This window comes from Pedomonas sp., from assembly GCF_036515995.1.
Taxonomy (GTDB): domain Bacteria; phylum Pseudomonadota; class Alphaproteobacteria; order Sphingomonadales; family Sphingomonadaceae; genus Pedomonas.
This window is the reverse complement of record NZ_DATBUP010000144.1, coordinates 1-22,126: the sequence shown is the minus strand read 5'-3', so window position 1 is coordinate 22,126 and position 22,126 is coordinate 1. Positions and strand designations below refer to the sequence as shown.

Annotated in this window: 26 protein-coding genes, 1 tRNA gene and 1 rRNA gene; 23 read left to right on the top strand and 5 right to left on the bottom strand. The window is 61.1% G+C overall.

Annotated elements, in window-relative coordinates; genetic code table 11:
* Nucleotides 1-67: 67 nt before the first annotated feature.
* Nucleotides 68-859, top strand: coding sequence for an SDR family NAD(P)-dependent oxidoreductase (locus VIG90_RS11135; RefSeq protein ID WP_331593587.1), 792 nt, complete (start codon nucleotides 68-70; stop codon nucleotides 857-859).
* 72 nt (nucleotides 860-931) lie between these two features.
* Here the strand turns inward: VIG90_RS11135 and VIG90_RS11130 are convergent, their stop codons facing one another.
* Nucleotides 932-3,655, bottom strand: a complete 2,724-nt coding sequence (locus tag VIG90_RS11130; protein ID WP_331593586.1) for a PAS domain-containing protein — start codon at nucleotides 3,653-3,655, stop codon at nucleotides 932-934.
* Between the two features lie 646 nt (nucleotides 3,656-4,301).
* Between VIG90_RS11130 and VIG90_RS11125 the strand changes: the two genes are divergently transcribed.
* From VIG90_RS11125 to VIG90_RS11025, 21 genes are all read left to right on the top strand, one after another.
* Nucleotides 4,302-4,613, top strand: a complete 312-nt coding sequence (locus VIG90_RS11125; protein WP_331593585.1) for a tail protein X — start codon at nucleotides 4,302-4,304, stop codon at nucleotides 4,611-4,613.
* Nucleotides 4,614-4,617: 4 nt separating this feature from the next.
* Nucleotides 4,618-4,959, top strand: a complete 342-nt coding sequence (locus tag VIG90_RS11120) for a hypothetical protein (protein WP_331593584.1) — start codon at nucleotides 4,618-4,620, stop codon at nucleotides 4,957-4,959.
* On the top strand, nucleotides 4,956-5,624 hold the full coding sequence (locus tag VIG90_RS11115) for a glycoside hydrolase family 19 protein (RefSeq protein WP_331593583.1): 669 nt from the start codon (nucleotides 4,956-4,958) through the stop codon (nucleotides 5,622-5,624). The genes VIG90_RS11120 and VIG90_RS11115 overlap by 4 nt, the downstream gene beginning before the upstream one ends.
* The gene (locus tag VIG90_RS11110) at nucleotides 5,608-6,075 is read left to right on the top strand and encodes a hypothetical protein (protein ID WP_331593582.1); all 468 of its coding nucleotides are present in this window, start codon (nucleotides 5,608-5,610) and stop codon (nucleotides 6,073-6,075) included. Before VIG90_RS11115 ends, VIG90_RS11110 begins: the two co-directional genes overlap by 17 nt.
* A 37-nt stretch (nucleotides 6,076-6,112) precedes the next feature.
* Nucleotides 6,113-6,313 carry a hypothetical protein gene (locus tag VIG90_RS11105; RefSeq protein ID WP_331593581.1) on the top strand — a complete coding sequence of 67 codons (201 nt, stop codon included), beginning with the start codon at nucleotides 6,113-6,115 and terminating at the stop codon, nucleotides 6,311-6,313.
* Entirely contained in the window at nucleotides 6,300-6,788 is a 489-nt protein-coding gene (locus tag VIG90_RS11100) for a phage tail protein (protein ID WP_331593580.1), read from the top strand. The genes VIG90_RS11105 and VIG90_RS11100 overlap by 14 nt, the downstream gene beginning before the upstream one ends.
* 204 nt (nucleotides 6,789-6,992) lie before the next feature.
* Nucleotides 6,993-7,895 (top strand): baseplate assembly protein, encoded by a 903-nt coding sequence (locus tag VIG90_RS11095; protein WP_331593579.1) that lies wholly within the window; start codon nucleotides 6,993-6,995, stop codon nucleotides 7,893-7,895.
* On the top strand, nucleotides 7,892-8,431 hold the full coding sequence (locus VIG90_RS11090; RefSeq protein WP_331593578.1) for a phage tail protein I: 540 nt from the start codon (nucleotides 7,892-7,894) through the stop codon (nucleotides 8,429-8,431). The genes VIG90_RS11095 and VIG90_RS11090 overlap by 4 nt, the downstream gene beginning before the upstream one ends.
* 96 nt (nucleotides 8,432-8,527) lie before the next feature.
* Nucleotides 8,528-10,906, top strand: coding sequence for a gp53-like domain-containing protein (locus VIG90_RS11085; protein ID WP_331593577.1), 2,379 nt, complete (start codon nucleotides 8,528-8,530; stop codon nucleotides 10,904-10,906).
* 2 nt (nucleotides 10,907-10,908) lie between these two features.
* A complete protein-coding gene (locus VIG90_RS11080; protein WP_331593576.1) occupies nucleotides 10,909-11,304 on the top strand; it encodes a phage tail assembly chaperone in 396 nt (131 codons plus the stop codon).
* A 14-nt stretch (nucleotides 11,305-11,318) separates the two neighbouring features.
* On the top strand, nucleotides 11,319-11,537 hold the full coding sequence (locus VIG90_RS11075; protein WP_331593575.1) for a hypothetical protein: 219 nt from the start codon (nucleotides 11,319-11,321) through the stop codon (nucleotides 11,535-11,537).
* Between the two features lie 104 nt (nucleotides 11,538-11,641).
* Nucleotides 11,642-12,193 carry a phage baseplate assembly protein V gene (locus VIG90_RS11070; RefSeq protein ID WP_331593574.1) on the top strand — a complete coding sequence of 184 codons (552 nt, stop codon included), beginning with the start codon at nucleotides 11,642-11,644 and terminating at the stop codon, nucleotides 12,191-12,193.
* On the top strand, nucleotides 12,190-12,549 hold the full coding sequence (locus VIG90_RS11065; RefSeq protein ID WP_331593573.1) for a GPW/gp25 family protein: 360 nt from the start codon (nucleotides 12,190-12,192) through the stop codon (nucleotides 12,547-12,549). Before VIG90_RS11070 ends, VIG90_RS11065 begins: the two co-directional genes overlap by 4 nt.
* 15 nt (nucleotides 12,550-12,564) lie before the next feature.
* Entirely contained in the window at nucleotides 12,565-13,710 is a 1,146-nt protein-coding gene (locus tag VIG90_RS11060; RefSeq protein ID WP_331593572.1) for a phage tail sheath protein, read from the top strand.
* Between the two features lie 67 nt (nucleotides 13,711-13,777).
* Entirely contained in the window at nucleotides 13,778-14,287 is a 510-nt protein-coding gene (locus tag VIG90_RS11055) for a phage major tail tube protein (protein ID WP_331593571.1), read from the top strand.
* A 72-nt stretch (nucleotides 14,288-14,359) separates the two neighbouring features.
* A complete protein-coding gene (locus VIG90_RS11050; RefSeq protein WP_331593570.1) occupies nucleotides 14,360-14,680 on the top strand; it encodes a phage tail assembly protein in 321 nt (106 codons plus the stop codon).
* Nucleotides 14,681-14,688: 8 nt separating this feature from the next.
* Nucleotides 14,689-14,850, top strand: coding sequence for a GpE family phage tail protein (locus VIG90_RS11045; RefSeq protein WP_331593569.1), 162 nt, complete (start codon nucleotides 14,689-14,691; stop codon nucleotides 14,848-14,850).
* Nucleotides 14,816-17,227: a phage tail tape measure protein gene (locus VIG90_RS11040; protein WP_331593568.1), complete on the top strand. Its 2,412-nt coding sequence runs from the start codon at nucleotides 14,816-14,818 to the stop codon at nucleotides 17,225-17,227. Before VIG90_RS11045 ends, VIG90_RS11040 begins: the two co-directional genes overlap by 35 nt.
* Nucleotides 17,228-17,237: 10 nt before the next feature.
* Nucleotides 17,238-17,648 carry a phage tail protein gene (locus VIG90_RS11035; RefSeq protein WP_331593567.1) on the top strand — a complete coding sequence of 137 codons (411 nt, stop codon included), beginning with the start codon at nucleotides 17,238-17,240 and terminating at the stop codon, nucleotides 17,646-17,648.
* 3 nt (nucleotides 17,649-17,651) lie between these two features.
* Nucleotides 17,652-18,659, top strand: coding sequence for a contractile injection system protein, VgrG/Pvc8 family (locus VIG90_RS11030; protein ID WP_331593566.1), 1,008 nt, complete (start codon nucleotides 17,652-17,654; stop codon nucleotides 18,657-18,659).
* Between the two features lie 152 nt (nucleotides 18,660-18,811).
* Nucleotides 18,812-19,708 carry an alpha/beta hydrolase gene (locus tag VIG90_RS11025; protein WP_331593565.1) on the top strand — a complete coding sequence of 299 codons (897 nt, stop codon included), beginning with the start codon at nucleotides 18,812-18,814 and terminating at the stop codon, nucleotides 19,706-19,708.
* 152 nt (nucleotides 19,709-19,860) lie between these two features.
* On the opposite strand, the gene VIG90_RS11020 is transcribed toward VIG90_RS11025, so the two are convergent.
* Nucleotides 19,861-20,118: a YjhX family toxin gene (locus VIG90_RS11020; RefSeq protein ID WP_331593564.1), complete on the bottom strand. Its 258-nt coding sequence runs from the start codon at nucleotides 20,116-20,118 to the stop codon at nucleotides 19,861-19,863.
* A gap of 271 nt (nucleotides 20,119-20,389) precedes the next feature.
* The gene (locus tag VIG90_RS11015; RefSeq protein WP_331593563.1) at nucleotides 20,390-21,055 is read right to left on the bottom strand and encodes an XRE family transcriptional regulator; all 666 of its coding nucleotides are present in this window, start codon (nucleotides 21,053-21,055) and stop codon (nucleotides 20,390-20,392) included.
* Between the two features lie 178 nt (nucleotides 21,056-21,233).
* Here VIG90_RS11015 and VIG90_RS19870 point away from each other — a divergent pair, with 178 nt between their 5' ends.
* Nucleotides 21,234-21,488 (top strand): ogr/Delta-like zinc finger family protein, encoded by a 255-nt coding sequence (locus tag VIG90_RS19870; protein ID WP_414695494.1) that lies wholly within the window; start codon nucleotides 21,234-21,236, stop codon nucleotides 21,486-21,488.
* A 362-nt stretch (nucleotides 21,489-21,850) separates the two neighbouring features.
* Here the strand turns inward: VIG90_RS19870 and VIG90_RS11010 are convergent.
* Nucleotides 21,851-21,927 (bottom strand) — tRNA-Met (locus VIG90_RS11010).
* A 91-nt stretch (nucleotides 21,928-22,018) separates the two neighbouring features.
* Nucleotides 22,019-22,126 (bottom strand): 5S ribosomal RNA (gene rrf, locus VIG90_RS11005); the annotation flags it as partial.

The following is a 22,126-nucleotide window of genomic DNA, read 5'->3' as shown; positions in this document are numbered from 1 at the left end:
TAGCTACTCCGCCCCGCTGTTTGGGCTTATCCTTGACGGCAAACGCCAAGATAACAGCGGAGGCAACATGGGGAAAATGCTTGAGGGGCGCACCGCGCTCGTAACCGGTGGCGGACAGGGGGTAGGACAGGGTATTGCCCGCGCGCTTGCCGAGGCAGGTGCCGACATTGTTATTGCCCAACGCCGGATAGAGGAAGCAGAGCGTGAAGCTGCCTGGCTTCGTGATACCCACGGCGTGCGCGCCTTTGCACAGGCGGTTGACGTTACCCAGGCCGATGACGTGAACCGAATGATCGACAGCGCCGTTGAGCAACTCGGCCGCCTCGACATTCTCGTCAACAATGCGGGCGGCAGTTTCCCGAAGCGGCTGGAAAACCATACCGATGAGGACATGGCCCGGTCCTTCGATCTCAACTACTGGGCCGTATTCCGGGCCATGCGGGCGGCCTTTCCGTTCATGAAGAAGCAGGGGTACGGCCGCATCATCAACCTGGGCTCACTCAATGGCGTCAACGCCCACATGTTCACCGTCGCCTACAACGCCAGCAAAGAAGCCGTGCGCGCCCTGACACGCACAGCCGCCGTTGAATGGGGCAGTTACGGCATCACCTGCAACATCATCTGTCCCTCTGCCACCAGCCCGCAGGCGAAGGACTATTTCGCGGCCAATCCCGAGATGACCGAGAAGATTCTGGCCCAGGTTCCCGCCGGTCGTTTTGGTGATGCAACTCAAGATATCGGACCGGTTGCCGTGTTTCTTGCAAGCGAGGGTAGCGCTTACACCACCGGCAACACGTTCTTCGTTGATGGCGGCGGCCATATAAACGGCGTTCCCTGGAGACCAGAGGTAGAAGACTGAAGCGCATCGGTGCGACCCTCGTGCTGCGACAATCGGCACGAGGGATGCCTTCACAGCGGTCCTCAACCAGAGCTACTCGGAGGGCTGCCCGGATAACAGCGGCTCCGGCCTCGCTGCGGTTTTCATGTCGGCAATCGCTGCGGCAAGATCAGCCCGCCGGAACGGCTTTGTGAGACGTGGAAGATCCGAGCCAATCTCCTCCACTTCGGCATAGCCCGAAATTATCAGAACAGGCATTGCCGGGAACTGACGGCGGACCTTCCGGGCGAACTTCGTGCCGGGCATACCCGGCATCAGGTGATCGGTTATGACGATATCCGGTCGCAGCCCTTCCGCCAGCAACTGTAGAGCAGCCTCAGCCGAGGCTGTTTCAACCACGGTGTAACCAAGATCATCCAGCATGTCGGTCGTGCTGGTGCGCCCCAGTTCATCGTCATCTACAAGAAGTGCGGTTCCGACGGTCATGGTCGCCTCGGCCGCCTCCTCTGCTGCAACGACTTCAACAGAGTTTGCCGCTACGGGTAGCCAGATCTGAACTTTCGTGCCGCGTTCTGGCTGACTGGCAATCGTCATGCCGCCACCCAACTGCGCCACCAGACCGTGGACCATACTCAGACCAAGCCCCGTCCCCTTGCCGATGCCTTTGGTCGAAAAGAACGGCTCGATTGCCCGCTTGAGCGTGGCCTCATCCATGCCGATCCCGGTATCGGTAACCGAGAGGCAGATATAGCGCCCTACACGTAATCCAGCCTGATGCGTTCCGCCCACCGTTTCCTCGGTGGCGGAAATGGTGAGAACGCCCCCCTCTGGCATGGCATCACGGGCGTTGACGCTGAGGTTCAGCAGGGCCATTTCGATCTGGTTGGCCTCAGCCCAGGCCAGCGGCAAGCCTTCCTCCACTTGCGTTGTCACGCGCACCTGCGGCCCGGTCGTGCTCGAAATCAAGTCGACCATGCCCTCAATGAGCTTTCCTATATTCACGGCTGTCGGCTGGAGCGGCTGACGCCGAGCAAAAGCCAGCAGCCGCTGCACCAGCGTTTTTGCACGTTCCGCCGAAGCCAGCGCGCCCTCAATGATACGGGGCGCGCGTTCATCGAAGATACCGCGCCGCTGCAGAAGGTCCAGTCCTCCGATGATGGGCATCAGCAGATTATTAAAGTCGTGAGCAACACCGCCCGTCAACTGGCCCATGGCTTCCAGTTTCTGGCTCTGCCGCAACGCCTCCTGTGCCTGCGCAAGCTCGGCCGTTCGCTGTGAGACCCGGTATTCGAGAGTATCGTTCAGTTCATGCAGTTTGGTCTCCGCTTCCTTGCGGGCAGAGATGTCGATGATGAACTCGATAGCGGTCGCATCATCCAGCTTTTGGCTCGCGCACAGAACCCACTTGCGTGAGCCATCCCGCAGGGAGAACTCCATTTCGAATGGCCCACTTTGCCCGGTGGCGGAGAGTTCAGAAAATGTCTGATGGTCGCGCCATTCCCACCCCGTATAGGTCAGGTCATCATAGCGTAGCGCACCGGCGGCAACCTGGTCTCGGGTGTATCCGGTCATGGCGAAGAAGGCGTCATTTGCCTCAACGATACAGCCATCAATACGGAAGAAAATAATACCGACCGTGCCAATCTCCAGCATCTTGCGCAGGCGTTCCTCGCTCTGGCGCAACGCGCGCTGATTGTTGACCTCGTCGGTTACGTCCTGCGCCACCAACACACCGCCAGTTACCTGGCCTGCCGAATCCCTCAGCGGAGCTGCCGATGCACGAATCCATCGCTCTTCTCCGCCCTGCACATGCCGGAAGTTCACCGGCTGGGATGCGTCCTCTCCTCGCAAGGAGCGCACACCAGGATAATCTTCCACATCCAGCAGGTTTCCTCTCGCGTCAAAGGCTTGCCACTTCTCCATCGCCTTGTGCTGGCGAGACGGTATTTTATCCCCTATCAAGTCCGCGAGCACCGCATTGTGAAGTGTAAAGCAGCCAGTCGGACCGAACATCCCGACACCAAGCGGAACTTGCTCAAGAATGACAGCCAGACGCGCTTGATGCTCCTGAACGTTCGCCTCGGCGCGTACTTGTTCAGTGACGTCATATCCCTGGACAAAAACGCCGGTCACACCGCCGATGTCGTCCAAGACAGGCTCGTAAACAAAGTCAAGAATGCGCTCTTCTGCCGGTGCATCCGGAGACGCCTGGATGCGAACCGGCGTACGGTATGCCTTGTACCGCACCCCTGTTTCGTAGACATTGTAGAGTTCGGCCGGAAAGCCTTGAGCCGCGATCTCAGGCAAGGCTTCGGTTACCGTGCGGCCTATGCAATCCCGCCCTCCGACCAACCTCGAAAACGCCCGGTTGGTAAACTCGAACCGAAGGTCCGGACTGCTGAGAAAGGCCGAAAAACCCGGCGTACTCTCAAGCAGCCGCTGCAGCCGCGCTGCCTCAGCGATGCGACGTCGTTCCGCAAAGACGTGATCCGTTATTTCGACACAAGGGCAGAAGAAACCTGCAACTATACCGCGTTCGTCACGAACCGGCGTATAGCTAAAGGAAAAATGTGTTTCCTCCCGATACCCCTTGCGTTCCATGAAGAGCGTAATATCGCTCATGTGCACCGGGTGCCCGCCATAGGCCTGCGCGACAATCGGGATGAGGTCGTCCTGGATTTCCGACCACACCTTCAGGAAGTCCCGTCCCATCGCGCTTGGATGCTTGGAGGCCAGAATCTCCATATAACCATCGTTATATAGAAGCGTCCGCTCTGCACCCCAGGCAATGAACATGGGCTGCTTGGCCGCGAGCATCACCTCCACAAGGGTTTTGAGGGACTGGGGCCACCGGTGCGGCGGACCGAGCGGACCGCTGGCCCAGTCTAGGCTACGCATCAGCGCGGCTGTCTCGCACTCCGCGCTCAGGAAGCTACGGGCTGGTTCACTGACAGCGTCATCGGGATACATAAAGGCTCAGCCTGTCACGTTAACAACCTGCTGATCCCAAGCTCTTCAGCAAGGAACCAGCCAACGTATATTAGAGCAACGTCTACTAATAAAAAGGCAAGACAGCACAATTAGGGGGCGGCTGTCGCAGAAGTGACCTAGCCTTAGAGTGCAAAACCGAGAGCGCTGGCGGCCAACCGCCGCATCACTGGGCTCTTTTCATATAAGCTGCAGTGAAACAGTTGGTTACAGGGAAGTTAACAGCCAACGTGTCGTAACCGTTGGCTATCCTCGGGGATCTCTCAAATGGCAGAGCTTGCCGCCTGGCCCGGTCACAAAACCATTCATCGGCCCGGCCCAAGGTCAAGCGTGTGCCTGCTCACGTGTTGTATGGTTGATCCACACAACAGCCCGTGCTTGAGCGAAACGGCTGATTACCCCCTCATACCCACATGAATTTTTTGTTGGCTGCGGACAGCCGACCGAGGGGGACCATGGCCACAACACGATCAGCATGCCGCGTTCGCCCAACCTTCATGGTTGGGCTTGCCCTGAAGCCACCCTCCGTGCCGCTCATCCCTTCCAACTCCCAAGCCATCCTGGAGATCTGCTCATGCCCCGTACCCTGACCGCTGCCCAAGGAGATGTCCTTGATAGTCTCATCTGGCGGGAGGCCGCCCTTAGTGTGGACGCCTTGCCGGCCGTGCTCGAGGCCAACCCCGGCCTTGCCGATTTGGGCCCGCGCCTTCCCCTCGGGACCCCAGTCGTCGTGCCTGACCTCCGGCCGGGTCCAGCCAGCCTTCCCCTGGTTCAACTTTGGGATTAGCGCGATGCCCCTTTCTGAAATCATCAACGATATCTGGGGCTGGGGTCAAACTGCTGCGGCAGCTTTGGCCCCGGCTGCCCTTGGCTCGGCCGTTGGCCAGGCCTGGCGGCCCGGCCTCTCCTGGCGACAACGCCTGATCCAGTGGGTGACCGGCATTTGCGTCAGCTACTACGTGACCATGGCCGCAAGCGAGCTATTCGATTTCTCGCCGTTTGTCGCCCAAGCGGTGGGTTTTGTCATCGCCATGGTGGCGTTCGAGGCCGCGCCAAAATTCACCCGTGCCGCCGGCGATCTGGCGGCAGAAATTCCGGGCTTCCTCAGAAGTTTTCTTGGGAGAGCAAAATGATCCCAGCCGCGCAGTATCTGACTGCCCAGACCCGTCTTTTCAAGGCTGGCTATGACCCAGGCCCGGTTGACGGAGTCTTTGGCCCCAGGAGCCTTGCCGCCTGGTCCAGTTACACCGCTAACCGCCAATTAGCCGCGCGCGGCAAACAGCTGGGTACGGCCATGGCCGCCGATTTTCGTTACTTCGGCATCGTCACGCCGTTGCGTATGAGCCATTTCCTGGCCCAGGCAGCGCATGAGACGGGCGGCTTTCGCTATCTTGTCGAGCGGGGCTCGGGCGATGGACCTGATCCGGATCCATGGGATGATTATCTACAGCGCTACGATCACCGGCAGGATCTGGGCAATTTCGCCGCAGGCGATGGCGAGCGGTATCGCGGCCGCGGCATTTTTCAGCTGACTGGCCGAGCCAATTACCAGACCTATGGTGCGCGGCTGGGGATCGACCTTATCAGCCACCCGGACCGTGCGGCCGAACCGGAATTGGCTGTGCGCATCGCCTGCCTGTTCTGGACCGACCGGTCGCTCAACAGCGCAGCCGACAGGGATGACCTTGAGACCGTCACGCGTCGGATCAATGGCGGCACCAATGGGCTTGCCGACCGGCGCGCTTATCTTGCCCGTGCCAAAGCCATCTGGGGGTTGAGCCATGATCGCTTTGCCTAAGCTACTCTCTTTCTTGGGTCAGCATCGCGGCTTTCTCACACTGTTCCTGGTCGCTGGAATGGCAGCTGGACTGTGGGCCGCATATGCCAATGTGCGTGCGGAGCGGGATGACATCCTCGCCATGGCCGAACTGATCTGCGCCAGTGCCGGCAGTACATTTGAATCCAACAAGGACACACCCGGCGAGCTGTGTGCGAGAAAAGTAAAGCTGCTTTCTGCTTTCAGAAGCGACACCCAGGCGGCAACCGCGCAGCGCCTGATCGCCGTGCTGCAGGAGCGGGAGGACAAGCAGTCACGTGATGCCGAACGGCGCGCAGCTGCCCTTGAAGCGCAGCGCGCCGCCGCCACCGCTATGATTCATGCTGAGGAACAGGTTCATGATGATCAGGTCAATGGCAGCTGGTTTGCTGCTCTCAACCGCGTTGCAGGCCTGCGCCCAACGAGCCGCTGAAACCCCGCCTACCATCATTGCGGTTGAAACTCGGGATATGCCGCCAGCAGAGCTCCTCGCCTGCCCCGAACGCCCCGAGGGCTTTCCAACCGAAGTCACAGCGGTGGTGCCGCGCCCCGTTCGCAAGGCCATCATGCGCCTTGCCCAGAGCTATGCCGAAGCGATCAGTCAGCTTGAACGGCTTATTGCTTGGCATGCACCCAATACCTGTAAGGAAGAATCTGATGATCAAACCTGACTCTTTGCGCCAGCATCTCCTTGAGGCGGTGCCTGGCCTCGCCCTCAATCCGGAGATCTTGAGACTGTCCATCACCCAGGGACGAACCGCCATCGCCCAGTCTGAAACCCTGAGCTTTGAATATCGCTACGACCTGACTATTTCTGTCAGCGACTTTGAGGGCAATCTTGATGTGATTATGGTGACAGTGCTCGCATGGCTGGCGCGCCATCAGCCCGAGCGGCTGCGCCTTCCAGCCCATGAAGCCCTGACCTTCGAGATGCAGACGACGAACACCAACCGGATCAACGCCACGATTGTGCTGGCGCTGACCGAAAAGGTGCTTGTCGAGGCAGGTGAGAACGGCAGCTACACCCTGACCTATGTTCCTGAGCCGGACTATGATTCCGCCTTTGATGGTGTTCCTGACAGCGCTCGGCTGTGGACGCTGGTGTTAGGCGGCGCGACAGTGTTCGATATAGCACCCGAGAGCTGATGCCTCTTAGGCGGTACTACATTTTCCGGCTCTAGCAAACTCTACATGCATGCGTTCGTCAGGCCCCTGCAGAAGCGGGACTGACGTTCTACGCGTGCTTTTTTCATTGCCTTGGTCCCAGGCTGGTCGATCGTTGTTGTGACAGCTTTTGCCACAACAGCGCCTCCCTTCCGCAGACGCTCATGTCTTGGTCTCATGCCAGACATGACTGAACATTCCGCTACATTCACCGCCGTAGATCTCTCCAAACTGCCAGCACCGGCAGTGGTCGAGACTCTATCCTATGAAACCATTTATGCGGCCATGCTGGCGCGACTGCGTCAACTCCTGCCGGATTTCAATGCGGCCGTTGAATCAGACCCGGCCATTAAGGTCCTGCAGGTTGCAGCCTACCGCGAGTTGCTGCTGCGACAGCGGATCAACGAGGCAGCCCGTGCTGTCATGCCCGCCTATGCCATCGGACCGGACCTCGATAATCTGGCTGCGCTCCTCGGAATCACCCGCCTACAACTTGACCCCGGCAATCCGGATCGGGGTATCCCGCCCGCACTTGAGAGCGATATAGATCTACGCCGCCGCATGGTGCTGGCTCCCGAGGGCTATTCTGTCGCCGGACCGGAGGGCGCCTATATTTTTCATGCACTGTCCGCCGACGGCGATGTGCTCGACGCCTCTGCCACCAGCCCGACGCCGGGTACCGTCGCTGTAACCGTGCTGTCGCGTACCGGTGACGGCACAGCTTCCGCCGCGCTCCTGGAGCGGGTCGCGGCAAAGGTCTCCGACGAAGCGGTGCGGCCGCTGACCGACCAGGTCAACGTCCAGTCTGCAACGATCATTCCCTACACGGTCAAGGCTGAAATTACCACCTTCTCGGGGCCGGACGGCGGCGTCGTCATGGCAGAGAGCCGCCGCCGGCTCGATGAGTATATCACGGCCAGCCATCGCCTTGGCCGGGACATCACCCTCTCTGGCCTCTACGCCGCCCTGCATGCCGAAGGTGTGCAGAAGGTCAGACTGCTTGCGCCAACCACCGACATCATCGTCAGTCGCATGGAAGCCAGCTGGTGCACCGCAGTCAGCGTTAGTCACACGGGAGTGGGCGAATGACGACCTCCCTTCTCCCCCCCAATGCCTCGGCGCTGGAACGGGCGCTTGAGAGCGCAAGCGCCCGTCTTGCCGACATCCCCGTTCCGTTGCGTCAACTGTGGAATCCCGACGCCTGCCCTGCCGACCTTCTCCCCTGGCTTGCCTGGGCGCTCTCCATCGACAGCTGGTCCTCGGACTGGCCGGAGGAGGTCAAGCGCGAGCGAGTGCGTCAGGCCATTGCCATTCAGCGCCGCAAGGGCACGGCCCAAAGCGTGCGCCAGGTGGTCAAGAGCTTCGGCGGGTCGGTAGCCATCCGCGAATGGTGGCAAAAAGCCCCCCAAGGAGACCCGCACACCTTCGATCTGGTTTTGACGCTGGGCGGCGCCTCCACCCCGGCCAGCGCCGCCTTTGTCGATGCGGTCATTGCCGAGGTGTCCCGCACCAAGCCGGCCAGAAGCCACTTCACCTTCACTCAGGGATTTGCGGGAAGCGCCCACACTGGGATCGCTGCCGCGGTCCGCACTGTCACCTACACCCGTCTCGCTTTTGCAGCATGAGGAACCAATGAAACGATCAAGACCACACCAAACTGAACGAGAGCGCTTGCCTACCCGCACCGCGCTTGCTGGTGCTTTGCTCAGGAGGGCCGAGGCATGAGCGGACTGATCCTCACGGTCACCAACGCGGGGCGTGCCGCCCTCGTCAACCTGCCCAACACCGGCACAAATGCAGTCCTGATGGCGAGCGTCGGCGTCTCGGCCACCAGCTTCACGCCCTCGCCCGCAACCGCCAGTCTGCCGGGCGAGATCAAGCGTATCTCGACCATCGCCGGGGAGGCGGTCGCCAACGACACCATTCATGTGACCGTTCGCGACGAGAGTAATGCCGTTTACACGGTACGCTCGTTCGGCCTCTACCTGTCTGATGGCACTCTCTTTGCCGTCTACAGCCAGGCCAACCCGATCATGGAGAAGTCGGCGCAGGCCATGCTGCTCCTGGCCATCGATGTCGCGTTTGCCGACATCAACGCCAACCAGATCAGCTTTGGCGACACGTTCTTCATCAACCCGCCTGCCACTACCGAACGGCAAGGCGTCGTCGAACTGGCGACCGATGCCGAGGCTACGACCGGTATCGATGCGACCCGCGCCGTCACGCCCAAGGGGTTGAAGGGGGCTGTCACTAGCTGGCTCAACACCCGGTTTGGGGACGGCGCGCCATCCCCTTTCGTCAAAGGCCTGCTGACCAGCTCCAGCGCAGCCGCTTTGCGCCTATCACTTGGGCTTAAATCTGCCGCCCTGAAGGACGAGGGCGCAGGCAAGGGACTGGATGCGGATCTACTCGATGGCGAGCACGGGGACTATTACAAGAATATCCCCGCCCGCCTGGGTTACACCCCCGCAAATAAGGCGGGCGACACATTTACGGGGGATATCCTCGTCGCGGCGAACGTCCAATCCGCGAAAGCCATGCGGGCCACGGGTAACATCCTTTCTGGATCCGCAGACTATCTTGGCACGGGCATTGAAATCGGGGGTGACCAAGCCGGAGGGCGGGGCTTTGTTTACGCATATGATCGGTCCGCAGCTTCCTGGAAGCAACTCCTCTTAGCCGGTTCGGAACTGGTCTGGAAACAAGGCAGCTCGTCTGTCTCCGTCCCTGTTTGGCACGCCGGGAACGATGGCGCGGGCTCGGGCTTGGACGCTGGCCTGCTAGGGGGCTTTACGCCCAGCCAATACATCGGCCCGGCGTCCGTTTATCACGATTACGCTGCTTATGGGCTGAAGGCGGCACGCGGCGGATATTACGGTATTCTCTTCGGTGAAACACTCTCGGCGACCGCCGCGATGTTCAACGCGGAAGGCGTAGGGGGGTTCTACCAACGCCAAACGAGCACGCCGGGGCAGGCCCGCTGGCATCTGTATACCGATGGTTCCGATTGGTATGCGGGCCCTCTGCCCGGGCAGAACCGCATGTGGAATGCGGGTAACGACGGTGCTGGCAGCGGCCTGGACGCGGATTTGCTCGATGGGCTCCAGGCGGCGGCCTTCGCTCAGCTTTCCGGGGCGACTTTCACGGGAGACGTGAAAACCACGGGGCGTTTCAGCCTGTATTATAACAATGCCCCGGACCTCATTGGCCTGCGGACGGTGGGAACGGCGATGGGGCAGTTCAACATCATCACGGGTTCCCCGCAGTATCAAATCTTTCGGTGGGAAGGCTCTAATTTCATCGAAAAAATGGCCCTTACCGAAGGTGGGGTCCTCTCCGTGCTGGGTAATACGGTATGGCACGCGGGCAACGATGGCGCAGGCTCTGGGCTTGACGCGGATTTGCTCGATGGCCAGCAGGGTTCGTATTACTCGAACATTCCAGCGCGGCTGGGGTACACCCCCGCGAATAAGTCGGGCGAGACTTTCACGGGAGATGTGAGCGTCGGGGCCCGTATCCTTTCCGCCAAGGGCATCCGAGCAGCCGGCGACTACGGTGTGGGGGCCAGTAGCTACCTTGAAACGGGTATCGAGATCGGGGGCCATGCTGCTGCGAACCGCGCCTTCGTTTATGCATATGACCGCCAAAACACAGCATGGAAGCAACTCCAGCTGGCGGGCTCGGAATTGGTCTGGACGCAAGGTGGGGGCTCCACGGGTCCGATCTGGCATTCGGGCAATGACGGCTCGGGCTCCGGCCTTGATGCCGACACACTCGACGGGCTCCATGGCAGCGATTACGCCAAGGTAGCCGATTTTATCGCCAGCAAAACCACCAACGGCTACTGCCGCTTGCCAAACGGCATGATCATTCAGGCAGGCCGGTTCACGGCATCAAATGATACGACCGTCACAGTCACGTTCCCCATTGCTTTTCCCAGCCTCTGCATGGGCGTCGTCGTCTCTGGCACCGCCCACCTCAGCGCCGACGCGCAGGACAACAACCCGGCCGTGCGCAACGGCACCGTGCTGCTCAATCAGTTTCAGGTGTTCAACGCCGCCGACACCACCCAGGCCTTCTTCATCGCCTTTGGATATTAATCATGGCTCTCTTCTATTCCCCCACAGCTGCCGGGTTTTTCGACCCGGCGATTCACGGCAGCGCCATTCCCGCTGATGCCCGGCCCGTTTCCAGCGACGACTACGCAGCGTTGATGGCAGGTCAGACTGAAGGGCTGGAAATCGTCGCAGACGCAGACGGCGCGCCGACGCTGGCTGAACCGCGCGCGCCGAGCCTTGAAGAACAGCTCGCGCGCTTGCGCCGGCAGCGCGACCAGCGGCTGCGCGAGAGCGACTTCACCCAGATCCCCGACGCACCGCTCAGTCCCGCCCAGCGCGAGACCTGGCGCATTTACCGGCAGGCACTGCGTGACCTGCCCGAACTTTATTTCAACAATCCGGGCGAGGCCATCTGGCCCGTACCGCCCGCACAGCTTTAAAAAGGAGAAGTTCCATGGAAATTGAAGTTGGCACCTATAACGAAGAACAGCGGAACGTCCCGGTGACGTTCCGGAAAGACGCTGTCGTTCACGAGCGTCACGTTAATGCCTGTCATGATGAGAACGGCGCCTACGATGCTGCAGCAACTGCCCAGCGGATCGAAGAGGTCGCGCGCGGTGTTGCCAATAAAATCGCGCTCGGAATCATCACCGCTGCGCCCGCTCACTCTTAATAACTTTTGCCTTACTGAGTAAGTTTTCGGCCCCCATGTTGTGACGCTTTAATGCACAACATGGGGGCCGAGCTTTAAGTAAAAAATGCGGGCATGCTACCCGCATGACAGACACCCCAGAAATCCTCCGCCTAATCGGCGATTTAATCCGCATCGGCACGATTGCCGAGGTCGACCTCAAGGCTGCACGCTGCAAGGTGACAGTCGGTGAAATCACGACCCCGCCCCTGCCCTGGCTCGCTCCGCGCGCAGGTGGTAGCCGCATCTGGTCGCCCCCCTCAATCGGTGAGCAGGTGATACTGCTCTGCCCAGAGGCCGATATCGCACTCGGGCTGGTGGTGACGGGTCTGTTTTCTGATCAGAACCCTGCACCAGCGAGTGAGGACATCATGCTCCTCACCTTCTCCGATGGCGCGGTACTTACCTACGACCCCGGAGCCCACAGGCTGAGCGCAAGCCTGCCTGCAGGCGGTGCGGCTCGCATTCATGCGCCCGGTGGCATCGAGATCGAAGGCGACGTTCGCATCAACGGCACATTGTCTGTGACAGGCCTGACGGAATCCAATGAGGACGTCAAGGCCGCCGGCATCAGCCTCAAAGACCACCGCCACGGCAGCGTCGCCTCCGGTTCAGCTGTTTCAGGAGCACCGCAATGAAGGGCATGAACGCCATCACCGGCAAGGTGATGGAGGGCGAGGCGCACTTGCGCCAGTCCATCGCCGACATCTTGACCACGCCCATCGGCACCCGTGTCGCCCGGCGCGATTACGGATCGCTGATCAGCGAACTCATCGACCAACCTTTCAACCCCGCGACCCGCCTGCGCCTCTCCTCTGCGGTGGCCCAGGCGTTGGCGCGGTGGGAGCCGCGCCTGCGCCTCCATCGCGTCACCATCGCGCCGTCGGGCGAGCCCGGCGGCTTCCATCTCACCGTTGAGGGTGTGCCTGCGGACACGCCCGTCGCCAACGGCCTCATCCACCTTACCCTGCCGCTCAGCGGCACTTTATCCTGAAGGAGCCTCACTCAAATGCATGGCATCAAAGTAATTGAAATCAACGACGGCGCTCGTCGGCTAACAACCGTCTCAACTGCTGTTGTCGGCCTGGTCGCCACCGGCACGACGGCGGACGCCACCCTGTTTCCATTGGACCGGCCGGTGCTGATCACCAATCTTGCCAACGCCATCTCCAAGGCAGGCACCGATGGCACCCTGCGGCCAGCGCTGGAGGCCATCGCTGCACAGAGCTCACCCATCATCGTCGTGGTGCGGGTTGCCGAAGGGCAGGACGCAGACGCAACCAACAGCAATGTGATCGGGACGGTTGCCGACGGTCAAATGACGGGCCTTCAGGCCCTGCTTGCCGCCGAGAACCAGCTGGGCGTTAAGCCCCGCATTATCGGCGCGCCCGGCCTTGATACCCAGCCGGTCACAACCGCGATGGTGAGCGTCGCCCAGAAGCTGCGGGCTGTCGCTTATGCAGGCTGTATCGCCAGCTCCGTTGAAGAGGCCGTCCTTTATCGCAACAATTTTGCAGCGCGCGAGTTGATGCTGATCTGGCCGGATTTCCTGATGTGGGATGGCGCCACCAATGCGACCGTGACCCGCCCGGCATCCGCCTACGCACTTGGCCTGCGTGCCCGCATCGATCAGGAGCAGGGCTGGCACAAGACCCTCTCCAACGTTGCAGTCAATGGCGTGATGGGCCTCTCGCGCGACATCAGCTGGGACCTGCAGGACGAGACGACCGATGCCGGCGTCCTCAATACGGCAGGCATCACCACGCTCGTCAATCGCAGCGGCTTCCGGTTCTGGGGCAACCGCACCTGTTCGGATGAGCCTCTGTTCGCCTTTGAAAGCGCCACCCGTACGGCGCAGGTGCTCTCCGACACCATCGCCGACGGACTGATGTGGGCGGTCGACAAGCCGCTTCACAAGTCGCTGGTGCGTGACATCGTCGAGACGATCAACGCCTCGTTCCGCTCTCTCAAGACCCAGGGTTTCATCATTGATGCCAACGCCTGGTTCGATGCGGAGCAGAACCCGGCCAGCCAGCTCTCGGCCGGCAAGTTGATCATCGACTACGACTATACACCCGTCCCGCCGCTGGAGAGCCTCAGCTTACGCCAGCGGATTACCGACCGCTACCTGGCCGATTTCGCAACCGGCCTCTGATCCCCCCGTGGGGGTGGCCGGCAATGGCTGCCCCCTCCCTGACCTTCATAAATTTGGAGACTGACCAATGGGCGCACCCCGTAAACTGAAAAACTTCATGCTGTTCAATGACGGCAACATCTACCTTGGCGACGTTGCGACCGTCACCCTGCCGACCCTCACCCGCAAGACCGAGGAATGGCGCGGCGGTGGCATGTCCGGCCCGATCCTGATCGACCAGGGCCAGGAGGCGATCACGCTCGAGTGGACCTGCGGCGGTCCCTTGCGGGGCGTTCTCGCCCAGTACGGCATCACGACCGTCGATGGTGTGCAGCTGCGCTTCGCCGGGGCTTACCAGAGCGACAGCTCCGGCTCAGTCGATGCAGTCGAAGTGGTGGTCCGTGGCCGCCACACCGAGATCGGTTTTGGTGATGCCCAGGCGGGCGAGGATACCGAGTTCAGCGTTACCACCGCCTGCTCCTACTACAAACTGACCTGGAACGGCGCGACCGTGATCGAAATCGATCTGCTCAACATGGTCGAGAACGTGGGCGGCACCGACCGTCTCGCCGCCATCCGCCAAGCCATCGGCCTCTAACTCTCCCTGTAACTGGCTCCCGTCTGCGGGCGGGAGCGCCTTTTCCTTTTCCTTGTTTTTGGAGCCATGACCATGACTGATATTGCCGAAGCCAAGATTGATACTGCAACCCGCACCGTCACGCTTGATTGTCCCCTCATCCGTGGCGAGCAGACCTTGGATACCGTTCAGGTGCGCCGTCCCAAGGCGGGCGAGTTGCGCGGCCTCAACCTGCGCGCGCTGAGCGAACTGGACTACGTCGCGCTCGAGACGTTGCTGCCGCGCATCACCACGCCGATGCTGACCAAGCAGGACGTGTCAGAACTCGACCCGTCCGACCTGATGCAGATGGGCACGGAGGTTGTGGATTTTTTGCTGCCGAAGCGGATCCGAGCGGCCTTGCCCACAGCATAGACGAAGCCATGGCCGACATCGCCTGTATCTTCCACTGGAGCCTCTCCGAGATGAGCGCCATGGCCGTCAGCGAGCTGATGGCCTGGCGCTCCCGCGCCGCTGCGCGCGCCACCCCGCCTGCTGAAGGAGCTCATCATGGACCGCGACCTGCGTATTCGCGTGCTGTTTGAAGCGTTGGACAAGACAAACACGCCCCTGCGCGAAATCGCTGGCGGCTCGGACAAGGCCTCCAAGGCCCTCCGGGAAACCCAGGACCAGCTGCGTGCGCTCAACCGGACACAAGCCGACATCGGAGAGTTCCGAACACTCAAGCTCGGGATGACGCAATCCGAGCAGGCAATGCGCGCCGCTCAGGACCAAGTCGCCTCGCTGGCCCACCAGATGAAGGCGGCAGGCGCCCCCGCGCAGGCGCTTCAGGCCAGGTTCGACGACGCCCGCCGCGCCGCCGCAAGCCTGAAGGCAGAGCATCAAGCGCAAGCCGTGCGCCTTCAAGAAGTTCGCAACCGACTGGCAGCTGCTGGCATCTCCACGACCAGACTGGTGGACGGGCAGGCGAAGCTGCGCGCCCAGACGGCACAGGCTAATGAGACCTTCTCACAGCTGTCCCTTCGCGCCGATGCGGCAGCCAAGCGGAGCCAGCGGCTGGCCGCTGGCCGAGCGGCTTTCGGGAAGGTACGGCACGGAGCTTCCGGCCTGGCAGCGGTGGGCGCGGCAGCAGGCCAGACAGGCACGGCAATCGGCGCGCCACTGATTGCCGTAGCCAGTGAGGCCATGACATTCGAGAGCGCCATGGGCGGGTTGCGGCAAGCGGTCAATTTTCCCAACCCTGAGGCCTTTGCGGCCATGTCGCGCGATATCCTCGATCTCTCGGCCCGCGTGCCAGTGGCCAGCGATGCCCTTGCCCGCGTTGCCACTGCGGCCGCGCAGGCCGGCGTCGGGCGGGAGGAGTTGCTGGGCCTGACCGAAGATGCGGCGAAGCTCTCCATCGCTCTGAAAATTCCCGCAGAGTCCGCGGGCGCAGCCATGGCCCATTGGCGCACGGCCTTCAGCCTCGGACGGGAAGAGGCCGTGCGCTTCGGCGACCAGATCAATGCGCTCACCGATACTTACGGCAGCAATGCCCAGGCAATGACGAACATGATCGGCCGCATCGACGGGCTCGACAAGATGGCCGGCAAAACCGCACCGCAGATCGCAGCCCTCAGCCAGATTCTGAGTGACAAAGGCATTGACGCGGATACAGGCGCGACAACCATCGAGAACATGATGACGGCCTTCACACGCGGCGGATCTGCCACTCAAGCTCAGAAGGAAGGCTTCCGCTCGCTCGGCCTTGATGCGACCGCGGTCAGCAAAGGCATGGAGGCGGATGCCTCAAGCACTCTTCTTGATGTGATGAAACGTGTGTCGAACCTGGCTCCGGATAAGCAGGCTGCAACCCTGAATAAATTGTTCGGATCAGACTCCGCCAAGGCGATGACGCCGCTGCTCTCCGACCTGGACCAATTAGAGAAAAACCTCCGCCTCGTAGCCGAGGCCAATGCCTATTCGACATCTACAAGCAAAGAATATCAGGACTACCTTAATTCCTCCAATGGCGCAGTTGCTCAGGCAGGTGGCGCATTCGCCGCGCTCAGGACGGAACTCGGCGCGCAACTGCTGCCCACAGTTGAGTACCTTGCGCACAAAGCCATTGAAGTCATTAACTGGATGCGGAAATGGGCCGCTGAAAATCCGCGTCTGACCAAAGGCATCCTGCTGGTGGCCGGCATTCTTGCCGGAGCGATGATAGTGTTCGGCGGGCTGGCCAACGTTATAGCCGTGCTGCTGGCCCCATTGGCGGCTCTTGCCTTCATCGCCGGGGCGTTCGGAATCGGCCTTCTGCCGCTGATCGGCATCGTTCTTGCCGTTATGGCGGCCATCGCTGCGCTCGCGGCGATTGTTTATCTTCTCTACACAAACTGGGACGGTATCACCGCCTACTTCTCGAATTTGTGGTCGCAGGTCACGGCTTCTTTTACCGGGGCGCTTGCCACCCTTTCCACCTTGTGGACCACCTTTCGTGAATTCGGGGCCAACCTCATTCAGGGGCTGATCGATGGAGTCCTTGGCAAGCTGACGGCGCTCAAGGAAACCCTGCTGGGGGCCGCCAATAGCGTGCGGGACTGGTTCAAAGAGGCACTGGGCATCCATTCCCCCAGCCGTGTCTTTGCCGAGCTGGGCGGCCAGACCATGGCCGGTCTATCCCAAGGGCTGGCCATGAACGAGGAGGGTCCGCTCAGCCGGGTTTCCTCGCTCGCCCAGCGCATGACCGACGCCATGACGGTTGGCGCGGCAACCGCCGGTCTCGTTGCCACCCCCGCCATGGCACAGCCGGTTGCCGCAGCGACCGGGGCAACCGGCTCCGCCATCACCTACAACATCACCATCAACACCCCGACCGGCGCGGCAGGCCAGGGCATTGCGCAGGCCGTGCGCACTGAGATCGAGCGGCTTGAGCGCGAGCGCGCGGCCCGTGCCCGCTCATCCTACCGGGATACACTCTAGGAGTTTTGAAATGCTGATGGCACTTGGCCAGTTTGTCTTCTCCCTCTCTACTCTTGCCCATCAGGAGTTGAAACATCGCCTAAGCTGGCAGCACCAGAAGTCCGGGCGCGTTGGCGCACGCGATGCCAATCAGTTCCTGGGACCGGGCGATGAAACCGTCGCTCTCTCGGGTATCGTGGCACCCGAGCTGATGGATGGGCGTGCCTCGCTGGATGGCCTTCGCGCCATGGCAGATGAAGGCGAGGCATGGCCGCTGGTCGATGGCACGGGGCGCGTGTTTGGCAGCTTCGTCATCACCGGCATGGATGAGAGCCAGAGCCTGTTCAACCCGGACGGTACGGCCCGGCGGATCGAATTTGGCCTGGAGTTGCGGCGAGTGGATGATGTGGACGCTGCCGCTCGCGTCGCTGCGGAGGCTTAATTCATGGCTGTACGTAATCCTATTCCGGATTTTAAGCTGGTGCTGGACGGTCAGGACTTAAGTGATCGCATTCGTCCGCGCCTTATTTCTCTGCGCCTGACAGAGAAGCGCGACGACGAGGCAGACCAGCTGGATCTGCAAATCGATGACAGCGACGGGCGGCTCGCCCTGCCGGTTGAGGGCGCACGCTTGCAGTTGCAGTTGGGCTGGAAGCAAGGAACAGGAGTGCCCGAAGGCCTGGTCGGCAAGGGCACTTTCCTTGTGGATGAGGTTGAGCACAGCGGATCGCCAGATGTCGTGACTGTCCGCGCCCGCTCGGCGGACATGACCGCCGAGCTGCGCGCACGCCGGGACCAAAGCTGGCACGAGACCACCTTAGGTGCGGTTATCAGGGGCATCGCCGACCGCAATGGCCTCGCGGCCCGCGTCTCCCCCAGGCTTGCTAGCATCGCCCTACCCAGCCTCGTCCAGAGCCGGGAAAGCGACATGGCCTTCTTGCAGCGGCTTGGCCGCACCTACGACGCGGTAGCGACCGTCAAGAACGGCAGTCTTCTGTTCCTGCCGATCGGCGCCGGTGAGACCGCGGGCGGCCAACCCCTGCCCATGGTGACCATTCTGCGCCAGCAGGGCGACCGCCATAGTTTCAGCCGGCGCAAGCGGGAAGACTATACCGGCGTCATCGCCGCGTGGCAGGACGTGAAGGCTTCCAAGCGCCATGACGTGACAGTCGGCAGTGACAAGAATACCAAGCGCCTGTCTCGCATTTATGCGACGGAGCAGGATGCCCGCACTGCTGCTGACGCCGAATGGCGCCGGATCCAGCGCGGCATTGTCGCCATGAGCTTCAGCTTGGCGCTTGGCCGGGCAGACCTCTATCCCGAGCAGCGCGTCCAACTCGCAGGCTTCAAAGCAGACATTGACGCCCATCGCTGGCTCATCACCGAGGTCAACCACAGCCTTACTACTCAGGGTCTAAAGACGGACCTGAGCCTGGAAAACAGCCCGGACTGACCCTCACCATTAGGTGTCGGCCTTTACGCCTGCGCGTTCAGTCAGACGCCCTCACCATGACCAGAGTCGGGACGGATTGAGCAGAATTACCCCCGACGTAATCGCTTTGCGCCAGCGCCCCCTCCACAATCGCCGTCATTGCTGGAATGGAGATGCAGATGACTCGCGATCAATGGATATTCGGTTCTAATAACGTGGCCCTTAACACGGCATGCCCGTCCGACGACCAATTGCAGCAGGCACACCGACCGTTCGTCGATATTGGCGCGGGCCACCGGCTATTCCTGCGGGACTGGGGGCGCGGCAGACCCGTGCTGTTTCTGGCGGGCTGGGCGATGGACTCCTCAATCTGGGGCGCAACCATGGCCGCGCTAAATGCTTTCAACGTGCGCACCATCGCCTATGACCGCCGCGGTCACGGCCGGTCAACTGACCCGGGCGCTATCGACTATGACCTGCTCGCCGATGATCTTGCCGCCGTTATCGAAACCCTCGACCTGCATGATTTGACCATCGTCACGCACTCAGGCGCTGCTGGCGAAGCCATTCGCTACATCACCCGGCATGGCGATGCGCGGCTTGCCCGCCTTTTGCTAGTCGGCCCGGCCGGGCCCTGCATGATCGGGGGACCAGACAATCCGTATGGCCTACCTCGCGAGGCGATCAGCGCAGTGTTGAGTCAACTCTCCGACGATCTGCCCAGCTGGATCGATGCGAATGTGGAGCCTTTCGCGCCAAGTGCCACCCGGCGTACGCTCGACTGGCTGGCAGGCCTTGTCTTGCAAACCTCGCGACGGCTGCTGCTCGATTTCCAGCAAGTAATTGCCGAGGCCGACCTGCGCGCCGAAGCCGCAGCGCTCAAGGTCCCCGTGACCGTCATCCATGGAACGCAGGATGCCTCCACGCCACTCGAGATCACCGGACAGCGCTACCGCGAAATCATATCCGGCGCCGAGCTTGTGATTTATGAAGGTGCCGCCCACGGCATCATGATCACGCACACGGCGCGCCTTGCGGCCGACATTGCGGCGCGGCTGGCCGAGGTCTGAGCTGCGCGCCAGAGATTGTTCAAGGCCCGGACGCCGGCGGCGGGGCATGCGCTTGGCGATGACAATGCTGGCGAGGCTGGCTCAGCTTATTTTCCGGCTTTCGTCTCGATACTGCCACCGGGTCAACGCAACGCTGACCCGGTGGCAGTTACTCATCGATTGTCCAGTTGGGATCTGACGGCCGTCAGCCCTTCGCGCGTGATGCGATAAGGTGCCCCACCACAGCTGCTGATCAGCCGCCTTTTTCGCAACTTTTGGAACAGGGAGAGTGTGCAGTCAGTCAGGCGATAGCCATCTCGATTGAAGCAATCCACCTCGACAATCCGACCGCTTTGATCACGGCGGTGCACAATGCAGCCGCCCTGCGCCAGCGTGTGAAGCACACGCTGCTCAATTTTAGAAATGTTCACGTCTGGAATTTCCGTCCGCCTGGAACAACGTCAAGCGTACCGGCAGGAGGTCAGGAGAATTCAGGGCTGCCCGGCACGCGACGAGCTCTCCGCAATTTCATGCGGAAAGCAATCTTCAGCGGGCGGCAATCTCCAACATCTGACCCTCGATAAGAATTCGACACGCTCAGGCTAGCGCGCAGTACCTAGTCCGTCAAGAGAGCCGCGTCGGCGCGCCATGCCCAAAGATACGCATTGCCGCATCCGGCGAGCCTTCTGTTAGTGACGACTGTCAAACCTTGCGGATGACTGCTACCACGCGCCCGAGGACGTGCATCTCACCATCAACGGCAATCTCGGGCGGTACACGCTCGTTGTCGGACAGTATTTTCACCGAGCCGTCCGGCATGGGCCGCAGGCGCTTGATCATGCCAGTCATGCCATATGCGATTGCCCAGATCTGGTCGCCCATGAGCGGGGTCTTCTGCGTGCAGTCAACCAGCACCATATCGGAATCAAGGATGGTCGGCGCCATGGAATCGCCGATGCCACGAGCAAAGAACAATTGGTCCGGGTGACTTGTCGTGTAGTTACGCAGCCAGCTTGCCGAGAAAAACCGGCTCTCGGGTGCCACCGGTACATCCAGATATGTGGCCCCCATCCCGAACTTCAGGTCCAGCTCCTTGATTTCAACGAGGTCCAGCTGCTCGGCAAGCGCCTCGGGCGTCGGAGCAGGCAGTGCCCCTTCGGACGGGTCATCCGTCTCGCCAGTCAGATACTGAGGCGTCGTGCCAAGTTCACGGGCAATCACATGTAAGTGCCGAGAGCCCGCGGCTTCGCCCATTAGCAGACGGCTGATGGTGGGCTGGCGTACGCCCACGCGCCGGGCCAGCTCGGACTGTGATAGCCCAAGCTCCGACATACGATTTCTAATCCGGTCGCCAACGATCTCGCTCACGGGTTTCACCTTTATACGAAAACAAATAGGGACTATCTATATTTTTACGTATTGCCTGTCTATACAAAATCCTATATCGGTATAGCAATGAATATATCCTTCGTATCGGATACAGTATTGGGTCCGGTACCGAGAGGCAGAAATCAGCTTTCAGATTTTGACCGACGGAGTAAGTTCGATGCATCAGTTGCGAAAAGCCCCCCGCCTTCCGGCAATGCAGTGCCCTCACTGCACAGCCCCGGCCGCTGCCAGAACGAGCCGCGCCGTAACCGCGCTCTACCGGGAAATTCATTATCAATGCTCTGACGTCGAGTGTGGCCACACATTTGCAGCCAGCCTGAGTGTGATGCGGACCATTTCGCCAAGTGCCAAACCCAATCCGGGAATCGTTCTCCCGTTGAGCGCGAGACGTAAGGCAGAGCAGCCAGCTTGATTTAATCAAGACCGCAGGCGGATTGATGCACAGCAGCGTCGGTTAGAACGTGGCGTCACCGTGAATTAGGGCCCGTTAAGATTTTCAGTAAGTGCGGCGCTGCTGGGATTATGCGGAACTCGGTCCCAACGGTCAGCACTTAATCGAGACCCGAGCGCCCCTCAGACGCCAAAAGCCAGCCCTTGGGGCTGGCTTTGGTGTGTTTGGGTTGCGGGGGTCGGATTGACCGCTTGGCCTCTGCGAGGCCTTCGCGTTGCCTTCGGTCGGGCCTTTTGCCCTCCCTCCGGCCGAACGGTCGGGTCATTCACAGACCTACACAGCCAGATACACCAAAGCCCCCATGAAGGGGGCTTTGGTGTATTTGGTTGCGGGGGCCGGATTTGAACCGACGACCTTCAGGTTATGAGCCTGACGAGCTACCGGGCTGCTCCACCCCGCGATGAACTGGTGCTGTGTGATTGGCCCTCTGGGGCAAAGCAGACAGGGGTCTTGTGAGCTTGTGAACGGGTTTGTGTGAAGCCTTCTTCTGAGCCTGGCGGCGTCCGACTCTCCCAACGCTTAAGCGTTAGTACCATGGGCGCTGCCTGGTTTCACGGCCGAGTTCGAGATGGGATCGGGTGGGGCACAGGCGCTATGGC

What these genes read in the sequence shown, in the direction of transcription:
- VIG90_RS11135 (WP_331593587.1), top strand. Translation starts at nt 68, where the DNA reads ATGGGGAAAATGCTTGAGGGGCGCACCGCGCTCGTAACCGGTGGCGGA.
- VIG90_RS11130 (WP_331593586.1), bottom strand. Translation starts at nt 3,655, where the DNA reads ATGCTCGCGGCCAAGCAGCCCATGTTCATTGCCTGGGGTGCAGAGCGG.
- VIG90_RS11125 (WP_331593585.1), top strand. Translation starts at nt 4,302, where the DNA reads ATGCCGCGTTCGCCCAACCTTCATGGTTGGGCTTGCCCTGAAGCCACC.
- VIG90_RS11120 (WP_331593584.1), top strand. Translation starts at nt 4,618, where the DNA reads ATGCCCCTTTCTGAAATCATCAACGATATCTGGGGCTGGGGTCAAACT.
- VIG90_RS11115 (WP_331593583.1), top strand. Translation starts at nt 4,956, where the DNA reads ATGATCCCAGCCGCGCAGTATCTGACTGCCCAGACCCGTCTTTTCAAG.
- VIG90_RS11110 (WP_331593582.1), top strand. Translation starts at nt 5,608, where the DNA reads ATGATCGCTTTGCCTAAGCTACTCTCTTTCTTGGGTCAGCATCGCGGC.
- VIG90_RS11105 (WP_331593581.1), top strand. Translation starts at nt 6,113, where the DNA reads ATGCCGCCAGCAGAGCTCCTCGCCTGCCCCGAACGCCCCGAGGGCTTT.
- VIG90_RS11100 (WP_331593580.1), top strand. Translation starts at nt 6,300, where the DNA reads ATGATCAAACCTGACTCTTTGCGCCAGCATCTCCTTGAGGCGGTGCCT.
- VIG90_RS11095 (WP_331593579.1), top strand. Translation starts at nt 6,993, where the DNA reads ATGACTGAACATTCCGCTACATTCACCGCCGTAGATCTCTCCAAACTG.
- VIG90_RS11090 (WP_331593578.1), top strand. Translation starts at nt 7,892, where the DNA reads ATGACGACCTCCCTTCTCCCCCCCAATGCCTCGGCGCTGGAACGGGCG.
- VIG90_RS11085 (WP_331593577.1), top strand. Translation starts at nt 8,528, where the DNA reads ATGAGCGGACTGATCCTCACGGTCACCAACGCGGGGCGTGCCGCCCTC.
- VIG90_RS11080 (WP_331593576.1), top strand. Translation starts at nt 10,909, where the DNA reads ATGGCTCTCTTCTATTCCCCCACAGCTGCCGGGTTTTTCGACCCGGCG.
- VIG90_RS11075 (WP_331593575.1), top strand. Translation starts at nt 11,319, where the DNA reads ATGGAAATTGAAGTTGGCACCTATAACGAAGAACAGCGGAACGTCCCG.
- VIG90_RS11070 (WP_331593574.1), top strand. Translation starts at nt 11,642, where the DNA reads ATGACAGACACCCCAGAAATCCTCCGCCTAATCGGCGATTTAATCCGC.
- VIG90_RS11065 (WP_331593573.1), top strand. Translation starts at nt 12,190, where the DNA reads ATGAAGGGCATGAACGCCATCACCGGCAAGGTGATGGAGGGCGAGGCG.
- VIG90_RS11060 (WP_331593572.1), top strand. Translation starts at nt 12,565, where the DNA reads ATGCATGGCATCAAAGTAATTGAAATCAACGACGGCGCTCGTCGGCTA.
- VIG90_RS11055 (WP_331593571.1), top strand. Translation starts at nt 13,778, where the DNA reads ATGGGCGCACCCCGTAAACTGAAAAACTTCATGCTGTTCAATGACGGC.
- VIG90_RS11050 (WP_331593570.1), top strand. Translation starts at nt 14,360, where the DNA reads ATGACTGATATTGCCGAAGCCAAGATTGATACTGCAACCCGCACCGTC.
- VIG90_RS11045 (WP_331593569.1), top strand. Translation starts at nt 14,689, where the DNA reads ATGGCCGACATCGCCTGTATCTTCCACTGGAGCCTCTCCGAGATGAGC.
- VIG90_RS11040 (WP_331593568.1), top strand. Translation starts at nt 14,816, where the DNA reads ATGGACCGCGACCTGCGTATTCGCGTGCTGTTTGAAGCGTTGGACAAG.
- VIG90_RS11035 (WP_331593567.1), top strand. Translation starts at nt 17,238, where the DNA reads ATGCTGATGGCACTTGGCCAGTTTGTCTTCTCCCTCTCTACTCTTGCC.
- VIG90_RS11030 (WP_331593566.1), top strand. Translation starts at nt 17,652, where the DNA reads ATGGCTGTACGTAATCCTATTCCGGATTTTAAGCTGGTGCTGGACGGT.
- VIG90_RS11025 (WP_331593565.1), top strand. Translation starts at nt 18,812, where the DNA reads ATGCAGATGACTCGCGATCAATGGATATTCGGTTCTAATAACGTGGCC.
- VIG90_RS19870 (WP_414695494.1), top strand. Translation starts at nt 21,234, where the DNA reads ATGCATCAGTTGCGAAAAGCCCCCCGCCTTCCGGCAATGCAGTGCCCT.